This window comes from Rudanella paleaurantiibacter, assembly GCF_009184635.1.
In the GTDB taxonomy this organism is placed as follows: domain Bacteria; phylum Bacteroidota; class Bacteroidia; order Cytophagales; family Spirosomataceae; genus Rudanella; species Rudanella paleaurantiibacter.
The window spans coordinates 307,737-324,680 of sequence record NZ_WELI01000005.1 but is presented as its reverse complement, the minus strand read 5'-3'; the positions used below and the strand labels follow the sequence as shown (position 1 = coordinate 324,680).

The 16,944-nt window shown below is 55.2% G+C and carries 16 protein-coding genes; 10 read left to right on the top strand and 6 right to left on the bottom strand.

The genetic code is table 11. The features are described from left to right. The first annotated feature begins 77 nt into the window (after positions 1-77). The 8 genes from F5984_RS13555 (at position 78) to F5984_RS13525 (ending at position 10,047) form a co-directional block, all read left to right on the top strand. Positions 78-776 (top strand): SDR family NAD(P)-dependent oxidoreductase, encoded by a 699-nt coding sequence (locus tag F5984_RS13555; RefSeq protein ID WP_152124799.1) that lies wholly within the window; start codon positions 78-80, stop codon positions 774-776. Between the two features lie 326 nt (positions 777-1,102). Further along, entirely contained in the window at positions 1,103-1,663 is a 561-nt protein-coding gene (locus tag F5984_RS13550; protein WP_152124798.1) for an HD domain-containing protein, read from the top strand. A 28-nt stretch (positions 1,664-1,691) separates the two neighbouring features. Then, positions 1,692-4,496, top strand: coding sequence for a bifunctional YncE family protein/alkaline phosphatase family protein (locus F5984_RS13545; protein ID WP_152124797.1), 2,805 nt, complete (start codon positions 1,692-1,694; stop codon positions 4,494-4,496). Positions 4,497-4,501: 5 nt separating this feature from the next. After that, the gene (locus F5984_RS13540) at positions 4,502-6,745 is read left to right on the top strand and encodes a TonB-dependent receptor (protein WP_246168977.1); all 2,244 of its coding nucleotides are present in this window, start codon (positions 4,502-4,504) and stop codon (positions 6,743-6,745) included. A gap of 61 nt (positions 6,746-6,806) precedes the next feature. After that, positions 6,807-6,962, top strand: a complete 156-nt coding sequence (locus F5984_RS26975) for a hypothetical protein (RefSeq protein ID WP_317163104.1) — start codon at positions 6,807-6,809, stop codon at positions 6,960-6,962. 15 nt (positions 6,963-6,977) lie between these two features. Further along, entirely contained in the window at positions 6,978-8,084 is a 1,107-nt protein-coding gene (locus F5984_RS13535) for a DUF5690 family protein (protein ID WP_394367406.1), read from the top strand. An 86-nt stretch (positions 8,085-8,170) separates the two neighbouring features. Continuing rightward, the gene (locus F5984_RS13530) at positions 8,171-8,908 is read left to right on the top strand and encodes an HAD family hydrolase (protein ID WP_152124796.1); all 738 of its coding nucleotides are present in this window, start codon (positions 8,171-8,173) and stop codon (positions 8,906-8,908) included. Beyond that, positions 8,908-10,047, top strand: coding sequence for a TIGR03364 family FAD-dependent oxidoreductase (locus F5984_RS13525; protein WP_152124795.1), 1,140 nt, complete (start codon positions 8,908-8,910; stop codon positions 10,045-10,047). The genes F5984_RS13530 and F5984_RS13525 overlap by 1 nt, the downstream gene beginning before the upstream one ends. A gap of 93 nt (positions 10,048-10,140) precedes the next feature. On the opposite strand, the gene F5984_RS13520 is transcribed toward F5984_RS13525, so the two are convergent. After that, positions 10,141-11,067, bottom strand: a complete 927-nt coding sequence (locus tag F5984_RS13520) for a sugar phosphate isomerase/epimerase family protein (RefSeq protein WP_152124794.1) — start codon at positions 11,065-11,067, stop codon at positions 10,141-10,143. 229 nt (positions 11,068-11,296) lie between these two features. Continuing rightward, the gene (locus tag F5984_RS13515) at positions 11,297-12,304 is read right to left on the bottom strand and encodes a cation diffusion facilitator family transporter (RefSeq protein ID WP_152124793.1); all 1,008 of its coding nucleotides are present in this window, start codon (positions 12,302-12,304) and stop codon (positions 11,297-11,299) included. A 72-nt stretch (positions 12,305-12,376) separates the two neighbouring features. On the opposite strand from F5984_RS13515, the gene F5984_RS13510 reads away from it, so the two are divergent. Next, positions 12,377-12,925: an NUDIX domain-containing protein gene (locus tag F5984_RS13510; RefSeq protein ID WP_152124792.1), complete on the top strand. Its 549-nt coding sequence runs from the start codon at positions 12,377-12,379 to the stop codon at positions 12,923-12,925. Next, positions 12,922-13,560, top strand: coding sequence for a LysE family translocator (locus F5984_RS13505; RefSeq protein ID WP_152124791.1), 639 nt, complete (start codon positions 12,922-12,924; stop codon positions 13,558-13,560). Before F5984_RS13510 ends, F5984_RS13505 begins: the two co-directional genes overlap by 4 nt. 3 nt (positions 13,561-13,563) lie before the next feature. Here the strand turns inward: F5984_RS13505 and F5984_RS13500 are convergent, their stop codons facing one another. The 4 genes from F5984_RS13500 to ispG form a co-directional block, all read right to left on the bottom strand. Then, positions 13,564-14,121, bottom strand: a complete 558-nt coding sequence (locus tag F5984_RS13500) for a tetratricopeptide repeat protein (RefSeq protein WP_152124790.1) — start codon at positions 14,119-14,121, stop codon at positions 13,564-13,566. A 35-nt stretch (positions 14,122-14,156) separates the two neighbouring features. Further along, entirely contained in the window at positions 14,157-14,519 is a 363-nt protein-coding gene (locus tag F5984_RS13495) for an MmcQ/YjbR family DNA-binding protein (protein WP_152124789.1), read from the bottom strand. Beyond that, complete coding sequence (locus F5984_RS13490) at positions 14,516-14,704, bottom strand: DUF6728 family protein (protein WP_019986407.1); 189 nt, start codon at positions 14,702-14,704, stop codon at positions 14,516-14,518. The genes F5984_RS13495 and F5984_RS13490 overlap by 4 nt, the downstream gene beginning before the upstream one ends. Positions 14,705-14,882: 178 nt before the next feature. Then, complete coding sequence (ispG, locus tag F5984_RS13485) at positions 14,883-16,880, bottom strand: (E)-4-hydroxy-3-methylbut-2-enyl-diphosphate synthase (protein ID WP_152124788.1); 1,998 nt, start codon at positions 16,878-16,880, stop codon at positions 14,883-14,885. Positions 16,881-16,944: the final 64 nt, after the last annotated feature.

Genomic DNA, 16,944 nt, shown 5'->3' with positions numbered 1-16,944 from the left:
CGGTTTTCAGTTTGATTGTACGGGCATTTTGCTTAAACAAACTGGAAACCGCAAACTTTAAACTGTAAACTGCTACCATGCAAGGCAGAAATATTCTCATTATTGGAGCCAGCTCGGGTATTGGTCACGCGCTGGCTCTTTCGCTGCAAAATCAGGGCGCTACGTTGTTTACGGCCGGACGTCGGCAGCCCGAAGGTGTGCAATCGACCCACATGACCTGGGACGTAGCGAGCACCTCGGCCGCTGAGGCTTTAAATCAATTGCCCGACACCCTGCACGGTTTGGTGTATGCACCGGGAACCATCAACCTGAAACCCTTTCAGCGGCTCGATATTCAGGACTACCGTAATGATCTGGAAGTGAACGTGTTGGGGGCGGTAGCGGCTATTCAGGCGGCTTATCCGGCCCTGAAAAAGTCAAAATCGGCCAGTGTCGTTCTGTTCAGTACGGTAGCGGCCAAGCTGGGCATGGGGCTGCACTCGTCGGTTTCGGTCGCGAAATCGGCGGTGGAAGGACTCACCAAAGCCCTGGCGGCCGAGTTTTCGCCGTTTAATATCCGGGTCAATGCCATTGCTCCGTCGCTGACCGATACCCCGCTGGCGGGCTTCCTGCTCAACGGCGATAAGCGCGAAGCCGCCAATAAACGGCATCCGCTCAACCGGGTGGGTACCGCCGAAGATATTGCCGGTATGGCAGCTTATCTCCTTTCGGATGGCGGCTCCTGGATTACGGGTCAGATTATCGGCGTCGACGGCGGTATGGGAAGTTTGAAATAATTTCTATCTTTCGTTTTCTGACTACCGGTCTTATCGTATTGAGTAACCAGTCAGGCAGAAAATAAGCCTTGATCTGGACGTAGCGAGCACAACACCACGGTGTGGGTTGTGCTCGCTTTTTTTGTGGCCGATAGCCCGAGGAGCCTTTTTTAGCGTACTGGTAAAAGAGAAGGTGGCTTTATCCCCGACAAATTTCAAGAAAACATAACCGCACCCATTTCGACATCTTCGGGATTTAGGCTAAACTGCGCTTTCAATTATTCTGACCCACTATGAACCGCCGGGATTTACGAAAATCGGCTACCCTATTACCACTTACCTCCACTATGACGCCTGACCAAACGATTCCTCAACTCCGCGCCCTGTTCGATCAGCAGGGGCAAGACCCTTACTTTGGTGAACCCGTAACCCAACTCGAACACGCCCTGCAATGTGCCGCCCTGGCCGAGCGGGCCGGCTCAGACAACGACACGGTAGTTGCCGCATTTCTGCACGATATAGGCCACCTTTTACCCGTTGAATCGGCCGAAGCCTACATGGATGGCTACGGCACGGTAGACCATGAACGGCTCGGGGCAGATCATCTGCGGGCGCTGGGCTTTTCGGAGAAAACGGCCGTTCTGATCGAAAACCACGTCAATGCCAAGCGGTATCTGGTGACTAAATTCCCGGAGTACGACGCTCGCCTGTCCGATGCGAGCCGCCAAACCCTCGCGTTTCAGGGTGGTCCGATGTCGGCGGATGAAATGGTGGCCTTCGAGGCCAATCCGTATTTCCATGAGATATTGGCCCTGCGTCGTTGGGATGAAGAGGCCAAGGAAGTTGGCTTCGAAACGCCCTCGCCCGACTATTACTTTGTTTACTGCCGCGACCATCTGAGCCGCTAATTTCTTACCAATACCCACCTTGTTCACTATGTCGATTCGCCTGACTACGCTGCTCCTGCTGAGCGCAGGGCCTCTATTGGCCCAAAAAACATACACCACGCTACAGGTGCCCGGCCGCGCCCAGCTCTGCCAAATTGATACCGGTCGGGCTGCGGACGGTCGCACCACGAATGGTCGGGCCACGAATGGCCGGGCGGTACTGCCAAGCGGCCGTTACGTAACGCCTGCCGGACAGGTGATTCGGATTACGAGTGACCCGTTCGGACTGGCCGTTTCGCCGGATGGTAGCCGGGCCATCAGCCTACACGAGAATGCCGTGACCGTGCTGAATCTGACCAGCGGGCAAGCGATCAGGGTGCCCGACTACGCCCGGACCCTGCGGTCGCCGGTTGAAAAGGGTTCGTTCATTGGTACGGCCATTGCACCCGATAATCAGACGGCCTACCTAAGCAATGGCGACCGGGGCCGGGTTATTGTGTTCGACATGGCAACCCGGCAGGTTCGTGATAGTATCGACCTCAACGGCAACGGATTTACCGATAGTTTTACCACTGACCTAGTGCTGCTACCTGCTATGAACGAGTTGCTTGCCCTCGACCGGGCCAACTTGCGCATGGTGCGCATCGACCTAAAAACGAAGCAGGTGAAGGCATCGGTAAGGGTGGGTCGTCAGCCCTTTGGGTTGGCCATTTCGCCCGATGGTAAACTGGCGTTCGTGGCCAATGTAGGTTTGTACGAATACCCGTTGGTGCCGGGTGTAACGCCTACCAACAAGGATACGATGATGTTGCAGTTTCCGGCCTACGGCGCTCATTCGAAGGAGTCGCGGGAGGGGGTGACTATCAACGGGCGGAAAATTCCGGGTCTGGGCGACCCGCTCGATGAGCAGGCCATGAGTGTCTGGACCGTCGATCTCGGAACCAACAAGGTGGTAGCCAAACACAAAACCGGTGTACAAATCGGCGAGATGATCGAAGAAGCCGAGGTGGTGGGCGGTAGCAGCCCCAATTCGGTGGCGGTCGGAAGCCGGTACGCTTACGTGTCTAATGCGACCAACGACAATATCTCCATTATCGACTACAAACCCGGTGGCAATTCGGCGCACCGGCAGGTAGGCACCATTCAGCTCCGGGTCGATCCGCTGCTCGACAAACACCGGGGTATGATGCCATTTGGCCTGACGCTCAGCCGCGACGAAAAAACGTTATACGTGGCTCTGCTGGCCTTTAACGCGGTGGCCGTAGTCGACGTGCCAACCCGGCGCGTAAAAGGGCTTATCCCGACCGGGTGGGGGCCAACGCGCGTACTCCTTTCGCCCGACGGGAACACGCTGTATGTGACCTCGGCACGCGGGTATGGGGCCGGTCCGAACGGTGGACAGGGTTTTGTGAAACCTCCGCAGGGAACCTACATCGGCGATGTTCAATTGGGTACTTTTCAGATAGTGCCGGTGCCTACGGCTGCTCAACTGGCTGCCTACACCAAACAATCGCTTGCTAATACCTATCAGCGGGTGGCAGTTGTCGACAATGGCCGCAATCCGCTGCCCCCGCTGCCGGGTGTGCGGCAAAGCCCCATTAAGCACATTGTGTACATCACGAAGGAAAACCGCACCTACGACGAAATTCTGGGGCAACTTCCTACGGGCAAAGGCGATTCAACCCTGGCGCGGTTTGGCAATGGCGTAACCATCAAGGCCCGGTTGTCCATAGATCGGGCACCCGGTGGCCGTACCGATACGCAGGTGGGCGACTCTGTGCAAATTGACAAAGCCGATATTACGCCAAACCATGCCCGAATTGCCCGACAGTTCTCGTTTTCTGACAATTTCTATTGTGATTCGGATGCCAGTATTCACGGGCACCACTGGATGATGGGCACTATTCCGAACGAGTGGGTAGAGGCTCAATCAGCGGCAAGTGCGCGCTTTGATCCGTTCTCGAAAGCCCCCGGTCGGCGGTTTCCGAAAACCATCGGGGCCATCGATCCCGAAGATTACAACGAGATTGGCGGGCTTTGGGAGGCTCTGGAGCGCAGTAAGGTGTCGTTTTTCAACTTCGGGCAGGCCAACGAGTATGCGGGCGCCTTTGAAGAGTCGCACAATACACAGTTTGGTACCGCGCAGCCGGTGGCGTTTCCGATGCCCGATGCCGCTTTCCGGCACACCAGCCGCAACTTTGCCGGGTACAATACGAGTATTCCCGATCAGTTTCGGATGGATCAGTTTGAGGAGGAATTTTCTAAAATGTGGCTCAATGGCAAGGGCAAAATGCCGCAGTTGCTGACTGTACAGCTCCCTAACGACCACGGGGCTCGCCCGCGCCCTGAGGCCGGTTACCCGTATCTGCACTCGTACATGGCCGATAACGACCTCGCCCTCGGCCGAATGCTACATTTTTTGTCGCGTACGCCGTACTGGAAAAATATGCTTGTCATTGTAACCGAAGATGACCCGCAGGGTGGCGTTGACCATATTGATGCGCACCGGTCAATTCTGATGATGGCGGGGCCCTACGTGAAACGGGGGCATGTATCGTCGACGCACGGCAACTTCGGGTCTATTCTGAAGGTAATTTACAACCTGCTCAACGTGCCCTACGTAAATCAGTATGACCTGACGGCTTCGCTCCTGAGCGACTTTTTTACCGACAAACCCGATTTTACGCCCTACTCGGCCGTGCTACCCGATAAGCGGGTGTTTGATCCGCAACAGGCTATGAAACCTTACAACAAGACCTTCAATTGGCGGGCGGTGCGGCAGGAAAACGAAATGGACGACCCGGCCGAGCAACGGCTGGAGCATTACCAGCAACAGAACGAAAGCGGCAACTAAGGACCATGAAAAAAGGAGTAAGCATGCTGCTGGCTACAGTTATTTCGGTGGCCGTAGCCCAGGCTCAGACAATTACGGGTGTCGTACGCGATGCTACCACGGAGGAGCCCATTGCCGATGTGACCGTTCAGCTACGGGGCACCGGCCGGGGTACGCGTACCGATGCTGCGGGTGGTTTCGGGCTGGAGCGCGTTCCGAAAACGACGCCCGTATTGCGGATTACCTCCGTAGGCTACGAACCCCTTGATGTTCCGGTTGACCCCAACGGACAGCCGGTGGCGGTTCGGTTGAAACCGAGTGTGGTGCAACTCAATGGGCAGACTGTCACGACGGCCCAACGCACCGAAACGGCTGATTTTGATCGGCCTGAGGTCACGTCGGTGCTTTCTTCGCGTGCCCTGCGGCAGCGGGCGCCCCGCACGGTGCCTGAGGCTCTGTTCGGAACCACCGGGGTGTTTGTCCAGAAAACCAACCACGGGGGCGGGTCGCCCTTTGTGCGGGGGCTTACTGGGCAGCAAACGCTCTTGCTTGTAGATGGAATCCGGCTCAACAACGGTACGTTTCGGTCGGGCCCAAACCAATACTTGAACACGATTGACCCCCAAAGTGTGGCGCAAATTGAGGTGGTGCGGAGCACGGGCTCAGTGGCTCACGGTTCCGATGCCATCGGGGGCGTGGTAAACGTGCTCACCAAAACCCCGCAGTTTGCCGATGCGCCAGCGGTTTCTGGTAGCGCATTCGCCAAAGTAGCCTCACAGGGTATGGAATACAGCGGCCGGATGGAGCTGGGCTATTCGAGCCGTTCGGTAGCGATTGGGGGTGGACTGGCCTACCGTAAATTTGGGGACTTGGTGGCCGGGCAAGGGTTGGGCCGCCTTAACCCGACGGGGTACTCCCAACTGTCGGGCGATGTGAAAGCCCGCTTCCGGCTCTCCGAACGAACCATTGCAACGGTGGCTTATCAGGATTTGCGTCAGGATAGTGTACCCTTGTATCACCGGGTGCGGCTCGAAAATTACCGCTATGCCCAATTTGACCCGCAACGTCGGCAACTGGCCTACGCCCGGCTCGAACGCTCGTTCGCGCACCAGTTTTTAGAGTCGGTGCAATTGACGGCATCGTGGCAACAGCAGTCTGAGGGGCGGCAAAGCAGGCGGAACAACAACCCGACGGCCGTTCTCGAAAACGATCAGACCCAGACCACTGGCCTGACCCTGCTCGCCCTGGCGCAACCCGCTTCGTTCTGGCGTATGCAAACCGGAATCGACTGGTATGCCGATCGGGTACGGAGTCGGCGCGAAGACCTGAACACCCAAACCGGGGCTGTTGTGGCCAAGCGTGGCCTGTACCCCGACCGGGCCTCAATGAATAGCCTGGCGGTGTTTTCGCTGCATACGCTGACGTTCGACCGGCTCACGGTTACGGGTGGGGCCCGGTATCAGGCTAATGCCGTTACGGTGCCCGAAGTACAACCGGGCGGGGCCACCATTCGGCCCTCGGCCCTGGTGGGTAATATGGGCGCTTCGTATGCCATTTGGCCGGCCCTGCGGGTATTCGGATCGGTTCAGTCGGCGTTTCGGTCGCCTAATATCGACGATTTGGGTACGCTCGGTATTGTCGATTTCCGGTACGAAGTGCCTAATACCAACCTACGCCCCGAGCGGTCGCTCAATACCGAGGCCGGTATTAAGCTTCGTCATAAACAACTGGCCTTTACCGTGCTTGGATACCACAACCGACTCACCGATTTTATCAGTCGGGTTCGGCAGGGCAATGACTCGTTGCAGGGGTATCCGGTATATCTGAAACAAAACAGTGCCAAATCGTTTATCCGGGGTCTGGAGGGCGATATCGAATACGGCATCAGTAGCCGGTGGCTGGCTTACGCGGGGGCGTCGTACACCTACGGCCAAAACGTAACGGCCAACGAACCTTTTCGCCGGATTCCGCCCCTCAATGGGCGCGTTGGGCTGTCGTATACGGCATCGTCGGGCTGGTGGCTTCGGGGTGAGTGGGTATGGGCCGGTGCCCAAACCCGGCTTGCCAAAGGCGATCAGGACGACAACCGTATTGCCAAAGGCGGCACACCCGGCTGGCAGGTGCTGAACCTGAACGGTGGCTACCGCTGGCGCTGGCTCACGCTTAGTGCCGAACTACAAAACCTGACCAACGAAGCCTACCGCACCCACGGCTCAGGTGTGGACGGGGTAGGGCGTAGCGCCTGGGTTTCGGTACTGGTGAACTGGTAATTAGAAAGGACCACAAAACGCTGTTGCGGGGTTGGGTAAAATGCCGTTTATTGCCAGTCCGATGCTTAAAAAACTACTTCGTCAGCCCGTTGCGCTTGCTTTGTTTGGCGCAACAGCCGCCTTCTGTACCTATGCCTGTGCGTACGCTTTTCGGAAAAGCATCACGGCAACTACGTTCGAAGGCATGGCCTTTGCCGGTATCAACTATAAAATTTAGCTGATTACAGCGCAGGTGCTCGGCTACGCCCTGTCTAAACGTATCGGTGTCAAAGTCATTTCAGAAATGCCGGCCGGGCAGCGGGCGTTGCGGATTTTACAATTAATCGGGCTGGCCGAATTAGCGTTGCTGGCCTTTGCCGTAGTGCCTGCGCCCTGGAATATTCCGTTTTTACTGCTCAACGGCTTGCCGTTGGGCATGGTGTACGGTATTGTACTGGGTTTTCTGGAAGGTCGGCGGCAAACCGATGCGATGGTAGCGGGCTTGACGGCCTCGTTCATCTTCGCGTCGGGGTTTGTGAAAACCGTAGCCCTCATGCTGATTGCCAACTGGGGCGTGTCGGAGTTTTGGGTGCCTGCCCTCACCGGGGCATTGTTTGTGGCGCCCCTGCTGGTGTCGGTCTATGCCCTGACCCGGCTGCCGCCCCCTACCTCCGCTGACCGACTCGAACGTACCGACCGCCAACCAATGAACGCTGAACAGCGCCATCAGTTTGTGCGCAACTTTGGGGGTGGCTTGCTCGCCTTTATCGCTTCGTATGTGCTGCTAACGGCTTTCCGCGACTTCCGTGATAATTTTGGACCGGAGATTCTAAAATCAGTTGGGATTACGAATCCGGGTATCTTCACGCAGGCCGAAACAACCGTGGCCGTGGTGACACTGGCCGTTATGGCCCTGTTACAGCTGGTAAAAAACCATTTTCGGGCCTTTCAACTCATCAACGCCATCATGATTGGGGCGTCGGTGTTGGTAGGTCTGAGTACATGGTTATTTCAGCAGGGGAGCATTTCGGCGGGCACCTGGTTTACGCTCGTGGGGGTGGGGCTGTACGCGGCCTACGTGCCCTGCAATGGCCTGTATTTTGAGCGGCTGGTAGCGGCCTTTCGGTACGTCAGCACCGTTGGGTTTGTGGTTACGCTGGCCGACTGGTGGGGCTATCTGGGCAGTGTTGCGGTGCTGCTGTACAAAAATTTCGGGCAGCCGACCATCAGCTTTCTCGACTTTTTCGTGTACGCGGCCTACGGGCTATCGGTGGGGTACGCCCTGTTGGTGGGTGTTGCATACATCGCTTTTGCCCGTAAGTTTGCCCAACGTTCGGTGCCGCAGGCAGTGGATGTGTAATTGATTGAGCGTTTTTTACCTAATACAACCCGAAACGAGACTGGTTTCTTAACCAGCCTTCCCATTTTACCAGTAACGATAAGCGAATGAAGCTACCATCTACAAAGCCACCTGTTCAGTTAGTGATTTTCGACATGGCGGGTACGACTGTTGCCGATGAGCACGAAGTAGAAGCCTGTTTTGCTCAGGCGGCTGCCGATACCGGCCTCACGGTATCGGCCGAGCGCATTTTGGCCATGCAGGGTATGGGCAAGCGACAGGTGTTCGATCTGCTCTGGCGTGAGCAACTGGCGCACCCTACGGCCGATACCACCCGGTACGTGGAGCGTTCGTATGGACGGTTTACCGAGGTTCTCGAAGATCATTACCGGAACAATCCGGTGCATCCTACCGACGGATGCCTCGAAACCTTCGCTTTTCTGCACCTGCTTAAAATTCCGATTGCCCTCACCACGGGCTTTTACCGGTCGGTGACCAACATCATTCTGGGGCAGCTGGGTTGGCTCGATGACCTGAATGAGCGGTTTGAGGGTACCGACGAGTCGGTTATTCAACTGAGTATTACGAGCGATGAGGTGGAAGAAGGACGCCCCCGGCCGTTTATGATCCAGAAAGCCATGCAGCACTTTGGCGTGACCGACACGCAGGCGGTGATCAACATCGGCGATACGCCTTCGGATCTTCTGTCGGGGCAGGCGGCCGGTATCTGGTATAACCTTGGCCTCACCAATGGTACGCATACCCGGCAGCAACTGGAGCCTTATCCGCACTATTATTTGCTCAATTCGCTCACCGAACTACCCGAATTTATCCGCTCCATCTGATGCCTGTTTACGATCTGATCATTGTGGGGGCGGGAGCTCTCGGAACGTTTCATGCCTACCATGCCGCCAAAGCGGGTAAACGCGTACTCTTGCTGGAGAAAGATAACCGGCCAGTAAGCTCCACCGTTCGTAATTTTGGGCAGGTTGTTCCCTCCGGCCTGTCGGGTCGGTGGTACACCTACGGTCGGCGTAGCCTCGAAATTTATCGGGAGATTCAGGCGCAGGCCGATATTTCGGTGCGGCAGAATGGGTCGGTCTATATCGCTTCCGATGCCGACGAGTGGGCCTTGGCCAACGAACTGTACGATCGTCGGCGGGCCGATGGCTACCCGTGTGAGCTGCTATCGGCCGCGCAAACCCTCGCCCGGTACCCGTACCTACGCTCTGAGTATGTGTATGGGGGGCTACTGTTTCCCGATGAGGTAAGCGTAGAGCCCGACCGTATGATTTACCGCGTCATTGACTTTGTGGTCGCTCGTTACGGGGTTACGTACCTGCCTAATGCGGCCGTCGTGGCGTGTGCCTCGGGGCAGGGGCGGGCCGAGATTCAACTGGCCGATGGGCGGTCGTTTGAGGCCGAACGGGTACTCATTGCCAACGGCTACGAGTTCCGCTTGCTATACCCACAACTGTTTGCGCAGAGTGGACTGGTTGTTAGCAAACTGCAAATGATGCAAACTGTGCCCATGCCTGAATTGGCGATGCCCGGCAATATTCTGACGGGGCTGACCATCCGGCGGTACGAGTCATTTGCCGAGTGCCCCTCGTACGCGGGCCTGAGCACACCCGAGCACCTGCGTGAGTTAAAGGAATGGGGTATTCACGTATTGTTCAAGCAGGCTGTCGATGGGTCTATTATCATCGGCGACTCGCACGAGTATGCGCCTGCCAACCAGATCGACGATTTAGGGTTCGATACGAAAGATGCCGTGAATACGCTCATTCTGAACGAAGCCGCGCGGATTGTCAACTTTCCCGTGGGGCAGATAGCCCGGACGTGGGCGGGCCTGTACGCCCAAACCGACGACGAAATTTACGAGCACTGGATTGATGACCACATTCAGATTGTCACCGGAATCGGGGGCAAAGGCATGACTTCATCGGCTGGCTACGCTGAGCAATCGGTGTTAGTGCGGTAAGCGTTGTTGAGACTGTAATTTCAGTTACTGTATAAAATGACGAGGGGCCTGTCCAGAACGGACAGGCCCCTCGTGCGTATGAAGCGGTACCCATTACACCCCTACGCGCTCCAGCAGTGCTTTGGTTTTCTTGATGCCTTCGTATTCATCAACCTTGCTGCCTTCGTACTCAATGCCCACGATGCCCCGAAACCGAGCCTCTTTCAGAATTTTCATCATACGGGCGTAGTCGGTTTCAATGCAGTTGCCTTGTTCGTCAAAATCATAGGCTTTAGCTGATACGCCTTTTGCATAGGCCATCAGCTCCTGTGTGCCTTGATACCGGTCGTACGACTCATCGCAGACCCGGCCGTTGTCTTTATTTCGCCGAATGCAGAAGTTACCAAAGTCGGGCAGGGTACCTACGTTCTTTTTGCCTACCTGCTTCATCACGTCGGTGAGCCACTTCCCGTTTGAGGAGAAGCCTCCGTGGTTCTCCACAATCACATTGATACCGGTTTTCTGGGCAAATTCACCTAACCGGCCCAATCCGTCGATGGCCGCTTTGGCAACCTCTTCGGCGGTGCCGTTGCCGTATGCGTTCACCCGGATAGTTTTGCAGCCGAGATACTTAGCACAGTCGACCCATTTTTTGTGGTTTTCTACGGCCTGATTCCGTTTGGCATCGTCGAGCTCACCCAGGCCGCCCTCCCCATCGATCATGATGAGGTGGTTTTTCACACCATTGTCTTTGCAGCGCATCAGGAGTTCGTCGAGGTAGGCTTTATCCTGCGCTTTGTCCTTGAAAAACTGATTGACGTACTCGACAATGCTGATTCCAAACTCGTTTTTGGCTAAGGCAGGAAAGTCAAGATTCGTGATTTTCTTGGCAAACAGAGCTTTATGCAACGACCATTCGGCCAGTGAAATATCAAAGAAAGGCTTTTTGGCAGTCGATCCGGCAAATGCATCGGGTAAGAAGGCAGCGCCTGCGGCAAAGGCGGTCGCCTGTTTCAAAAAAGAACGTCGGTTAGTCAACATAGGAATTGTATGAAAGTCCGCTAAAAATAGGATTTGGTTAGGTCAATAAAAAAGGCTGACCGTATAGCGGCCAGCCTTTCCGATTATGAATACAACCTGAATTATAGCAATAACCAGAGAAAAATTTGTATAAAACTGATTATTGAAATTCAGATTTCCAAATTATTGACCGAAACTTATTTAAAATTGACCCCTGCTTTTTTCGTACATCCGAGCAAGCAATTGTAAATCAAATGGTTTGTGGATCGACGGGGACAAAATGTTTTTGGTTGAGGGGCAGGTTGGCGGCCGTCCATTCGACGTCGCGTACAAACGGAAAGGCTCGTACGGGGCAGTCGGCCACCCGGCAATAGTGACAGCACTCCTTCAGGCACGGGTCGGTATGGACAAAAATTTCGACTTCGCTGTTGGATGCTTCTTTCAAGGCATCTTCAAACGTGTGTACCTCGTTATGCACCTGCACCAGATCCCAATAGTAAGGTAGGGTAAGGTGGCAGTCGATGTGCAGATCGGCCCCGTATTTCTGCACCCGTAGGTTGTGCACATCAATCCAGTTGGGACTTTTTCGGATGTTCAGCACCTTGACCACCCGGTTGAGCGTCGGCCCATCGGTTTCGTCCATGAGCCGGGCTACCGACTGCCGGGTAATGTGGAAGCCGTTGTAAATGATGATCATGGCCAGACCGAGCGACAACACCCCGTCGATCCAGCCCAGGCCTGTAAGCCACACGAGCCCAATGCCAACTACCACAACGGTACTGCTGATGCTATCTGTAAGCAGGTGCCGACCGTCGGCCGTGAGCGCCATCGAATCGGTGTTGCGGCCTGTAATTACGAGTCGCCAGCCCACAAAGGCATTCACGGCGGTGGTAGCGGCTACAATCACGATACCCCAATCCAGATTCTGCAAGTCGCGGGGCTCAAAAAAACTGAAAGCCGCTTCGATCAGGATAAAAATGCCGGCCGACAGAATCAGTGCGCCCTCGAAGCCTGAGGACAAAAACTCGATTTTGCCATGCCCGTACGGGTGATTCTGATCGCGGGGTTGCCCCGATAGGTAAATGCTGTAGAAGGCAAAGGCGCTTCCGACTACATTGACGATGGATTCGAGGGCGTCGGTCAGGATAGCCGTTGAGTTGGTCAGGTAGTAGGCAACTACTTTCAGGGCAAACAGGACCACACTCAGCACGAGCGACACGCTCATCCATCGGTATTTGGTCAATTGGTTGGGTTGCATTGCGTCAATGAAGTCGGTAATCGTAGAATAAAGGTAGCTATTTCAAGACGAAAAAGCCGTATTTTAGCCGGTATGAATGCATCTGAAAACCCCTGGAAAACACACTCCTCAACCGTTGTTTACGACAATAACTGGCTTACCCTCAGGCATGAAGATGTCTCAACGCCAGCCGGTACACCGGGCATTTACGGGGTGGTGAGCTTCAAGAATAAAGCGGTTGGAGTGGTGCCCATTGATGCCGAAGGGAATATCTATCTGGTTGGTCAGTATCGATATACGTTAAATGAGTACTCATGGGAAATTCCCGAAGGCGGTTGCCCCGTCGGGACTGATCCGCTCGACTCCGCCAAGCGGGAATTGAAAGAAGAAACCGGCCTCGAAGCCCGCCGGTGGACATCTATCGCCCGGATTCATACCTCCAATTCCGCCACCGACGAAGAGGGCTTTATCTTTCTGGCCCAGGACCTTGTGCAGGGTGAGCAGGAACCCGAAGACACCGAAGACCTACAGGTGCGCAAAGTGCCCCTCGCCGAAGCCGTTCGGATGGTGATGGCCAGTGAAATTACCGACGCGATCAGCATGACCGCTATTTTGATGGTTAGTAGAACTCTCGGTGTATGATTGAAGCTTTATTCTACGGCCTGCTGACGGGCTTTCTGCTCTGCCTTACGTTTGGCACCGTGTTTTTCTCACTGCTGCAAAACAGCGTAGACAATGGATACCGGGCGGGTATCAAAATTGCGTTTGGTGTAGTGGTTTGTGATATGCTGTTTGTGGCTTCGGCCTTATTCGGGACTTCGTACCTGCCCAAAATAGAAGGTTTCGATGTGCTCCTGACGTTAATCGGCGTTATTTTTCTGGTGGCAATCGGGTTAGCTAATTTGCTGAAGGGCACCCCCCGGCTGGCCTATCCCAAAACCCGATTCGGTAATTTTCTGTATTATTTCTGGACGGGTTTTCTGCTCAACGGACTCAACCCCATCAACTTCATTACCTGGGTTACGCTGGCGGCTTATCTACGCAATTCCCTGCACTACACCCTCGACCGGCAGATTGCCTTTATGGCGATGAGCTTGGTCGGTATTTTTCTAACCGAGTCGGCACTGGCTCTGTCGGCGCACAAGCTCAAGCGGCTTTTCACGCCCCGCGTGGTGCTCAACTTCAACCGGATTACCGGAATTGTATTTCTGGGCATTGCGGCCAATCTGGCCTGGACACGGTTATACCAACCCCTCATGAATTGGGTAAACTGGTAAACGTCAGGGGCGGGTTTGAAAAACGCCTTTTGTGAAGGGCGGCTGTCGCAGAATCTGAAACGAGTTTTCGTCGCCCAGCATCACGGCCCGGCGCAGGTCGTTTTCAGCCTGTTGCAGTTGTCGGAGCTGAATTCGGGCCAATGCTCGCCAACGGTACGCATCGGGCTGCTCGTCGCGCAGGTGCCATACTGCCTTGTCGAACTCGCGGAAGGCTTCAGGAAACTGATGGGTACGGTAGTAGGCAATACCCCGGTCCAGGTAGCACTCGCCAAGGGTATTGTCGCGGCTGATGGCCTGTGTCAGGTCATAGATAGCCGAGTAATAGTTTTCCTGCCAAAGCTGGCAGCGGCCCCGGCAGGCGTAAGCAATGGCTGATTTAGGGTGTTGGCGAACGGCTTCGTCGAAAAAAGAGAAAGCCTCCTGCGTATCCCGGTTTTTGAGTAGTTCGAGCCCTTTACCAAAGCGCTTACGGTCTTTATCCGACGGCGTATCGTGGTCGGTAAAGAAGTACTTAATCACCAAATATGGGATAAACAGCAGACTCAACAGCGCAATTTCCATGACACAGTCTGGCTTGACAGCTACGAATATACTACCTAAAGTGTTAAACCGTTCAATTCCGCTTTCACGGATTTAGACAATCCCTGATAAACCAGCTCGTAGGAGTGATCGATCCATTCCTGAACCAGACTCCAGCGTAGCGACGGCCCCAGAATCACTGTATTCCAGTGCAGTTTGTTCTGGTGATAGCCCGGCCGCACAGCGTCGTACTCTTCCCGTAACTGCACGGCCCGTTCGGGGTCGCACTTGAGGTTGAGGGTGGTGGGCTGGGCATCCAGGCTAATCAGGGCAAAGACTTTACCACCTACTTTGAGTACGAGTGTTTCGGGGCCGAACGGAAACGACTCCGTAGCGCCGGGTTTGCTCAAACCGTACTCGCGCAGGTCTTCCACGTTCATCGGGTACAGGCCCGAACGGCCATTACGGTCAGACAGAACAGAAACATCACAATCGAGATCCGGTTGATGCCGTGCATCATACGAAGGTTGAAACTCGATGGGTCATTTGGGTTGGGCTTGCGAAATACCCGCAGGAAGTACGCAAATACGGGCCCGATTTTGAGGTAATCCAGAAGACGATTCATTACAACGAACAGCTATCAGCGAACAATGAGCAGTAAATAGCTTCTTCTAAAAAGGGTGACACTACTAAAAGACAATGTTTTGTTTACGAAAATTGTTCACAGGAACCCACAGTTTTGACAAACTCCCGTAGATTGTGATTTGCCTACTGTTCGTGGTTCACTGCTAACTGTTCGTTATTCACTGTTCGCTGTTTGTTGGTTCGAGCCAGCGGCCATCTTCCCGGATTAATCCAATCAGCTCGTCGACGGCATTGGCGGCCGGCACCGACTTTTTCACCACCTGTTGCCCCCGGTACAGGGCAATCTTGTCGCGTCCGATGCCTACATACCCATAGTCGGCATCGGCCATCTCGCCGGGACCATTTACAATGCAGCCCATAATGCCAATTTTTACGCCCTTGAGGTGGTCGGTGCGCTGACGAATCATGGCTGTCGTTTCCTGAAGGTCAAACAGGGTACGGCCGCAGGAGGGGCACGAGATATATTCGGTTTTGGTAATGCGGGTGCGGGCAGCCTGCAAAATTCCAAACGCCAGTTCGTTATGGCGTTTCTGTTCGGCAGGTTCGGTGCCACCAGCCAGCATTACCCCATCGCCGAGTCCATCAACCAGCAAACCGCCCATATCGGTGGCGGCATACAGAGGCAGGTCGTCGGCCGAAACGGTCGGGAAAGCCCGTTGAATGATCACGGGTAGTGTGAGGCCCCCGTTTATCAACTCGACAAACAACCGGCGCAGTTCGGGCATGGCGTGGGCGTTGGTGGTGGTGGCCAGCAAAACGGCCGTTGGGTCGGCGCGGAGGGTTTCGATGAGTGATTCGCTCAGTTCGGACAACGAAACCCGCACCACGTTGAGCCGGTTGCTCAGCGGTGTCTGACGGGCCGCCAGGTACTCGTCGGCGGTCAGGAGCGGAAACTTGTTGGCCGTATCGCCCGTGGTTTGCCAGGCCGTATAGTCGATGATTTCTTTCAGGCCATTAGGCAACATGAAAGCGGCTGGGGTAGCACCCGTGTAGATGAAATCGGCCCCCAGGTCGTTCATAGCCCATTTGTCAGGGACAGGCAGGTAAAAATGCCCGATGGCTTTCAGTTGATCGTACTCCGTAACCGGGGTTTGGCTGTAGTCGGCAATGACGCGAGGTACGTTGGCCCCGCCAAAATTAAAGACCTCGTGCGTGGACCGGCGCTTGTACTGAAAGGGGTCAATAGGGTAGTGGCCTACTGGTGGGATTGCCGAAGCCTCGGCGGCCCGGCGCGTGTACCTGTCAATCAGCGCTTTGGCCACGGGGGCTTCGCGTTCAGGTTCTTCGGTAAGCGAAACCCGAACGGTATCGCCCAGACCGTCTTCGAGCAGAGTGCCAATGCCCACGGCCGATTTGATTCGACCATCTTCGGCTTCCCCGGCCTCGGTCACGCCCAAGTGCAGCGGGTAGGGTTGCAGCCCTTCTTCATCGAGTCGCTGTACCAGCAGTCGGTAGGCTTCTACCATCACCTGCGGGTTGCTCGATTTCATCGACAACACGATGTTGTAATACTGTTCGTCTTCGCAGATGCGCAGAAACTCCAGGGCCGACTCCACCATGCCGACGGGTGTATCGCCGTAGCGGCTCAGAATCCGGTCGGAAAGCGAGCCGTGGTTTGTGCCAATCCGCATGGCCGTGCCATACTCTTTGCAAATCCGAACGAGCGGCAGAAACTTCTCCCGGATGCGTTCCAGCTCGGCTGCGTAGGAGGCATCGGTGTAATCAATGTGTTCAAATCGCTTGCGGTCGGCATAATTGCCGGGGTTGATACGCACTTTCTCCACAATTCGGGCGGCCAGTTCGGCGGCATTGGGCGTGAAGTGAATATCGGCCACGAGTGGGGTGGTGTACCCTCGTGCGCGGAGTTCTTTGCGAATGTTTTCGAGATTCTGTGCCTCTTTTACGCTGGGGGCGGTAATACGAATGTATTCGCACCCGGCCTCAATCATCCGAATCGACTGCTCAACCGAACCGGCCGTGTCCATCGTATCGATGGTGGTCATGGATTGTACCCGAATCGGGAAGTCGGAGCCCATCGGCACATCGCCAATCCGAACGGTAACGGTTTTACGCCGAACGTATTCGGTCAGCGAGGGGGTATATAAACGGGATTTAGAATCAGAGGCCGAGGCCGAAGTAGGCAGCAGATCAAGCATACGCGTGGTCGAATTGGAACGGAGGGTTAGTCCGGTACAAAGGTAACACAATCTGGGCCACGCG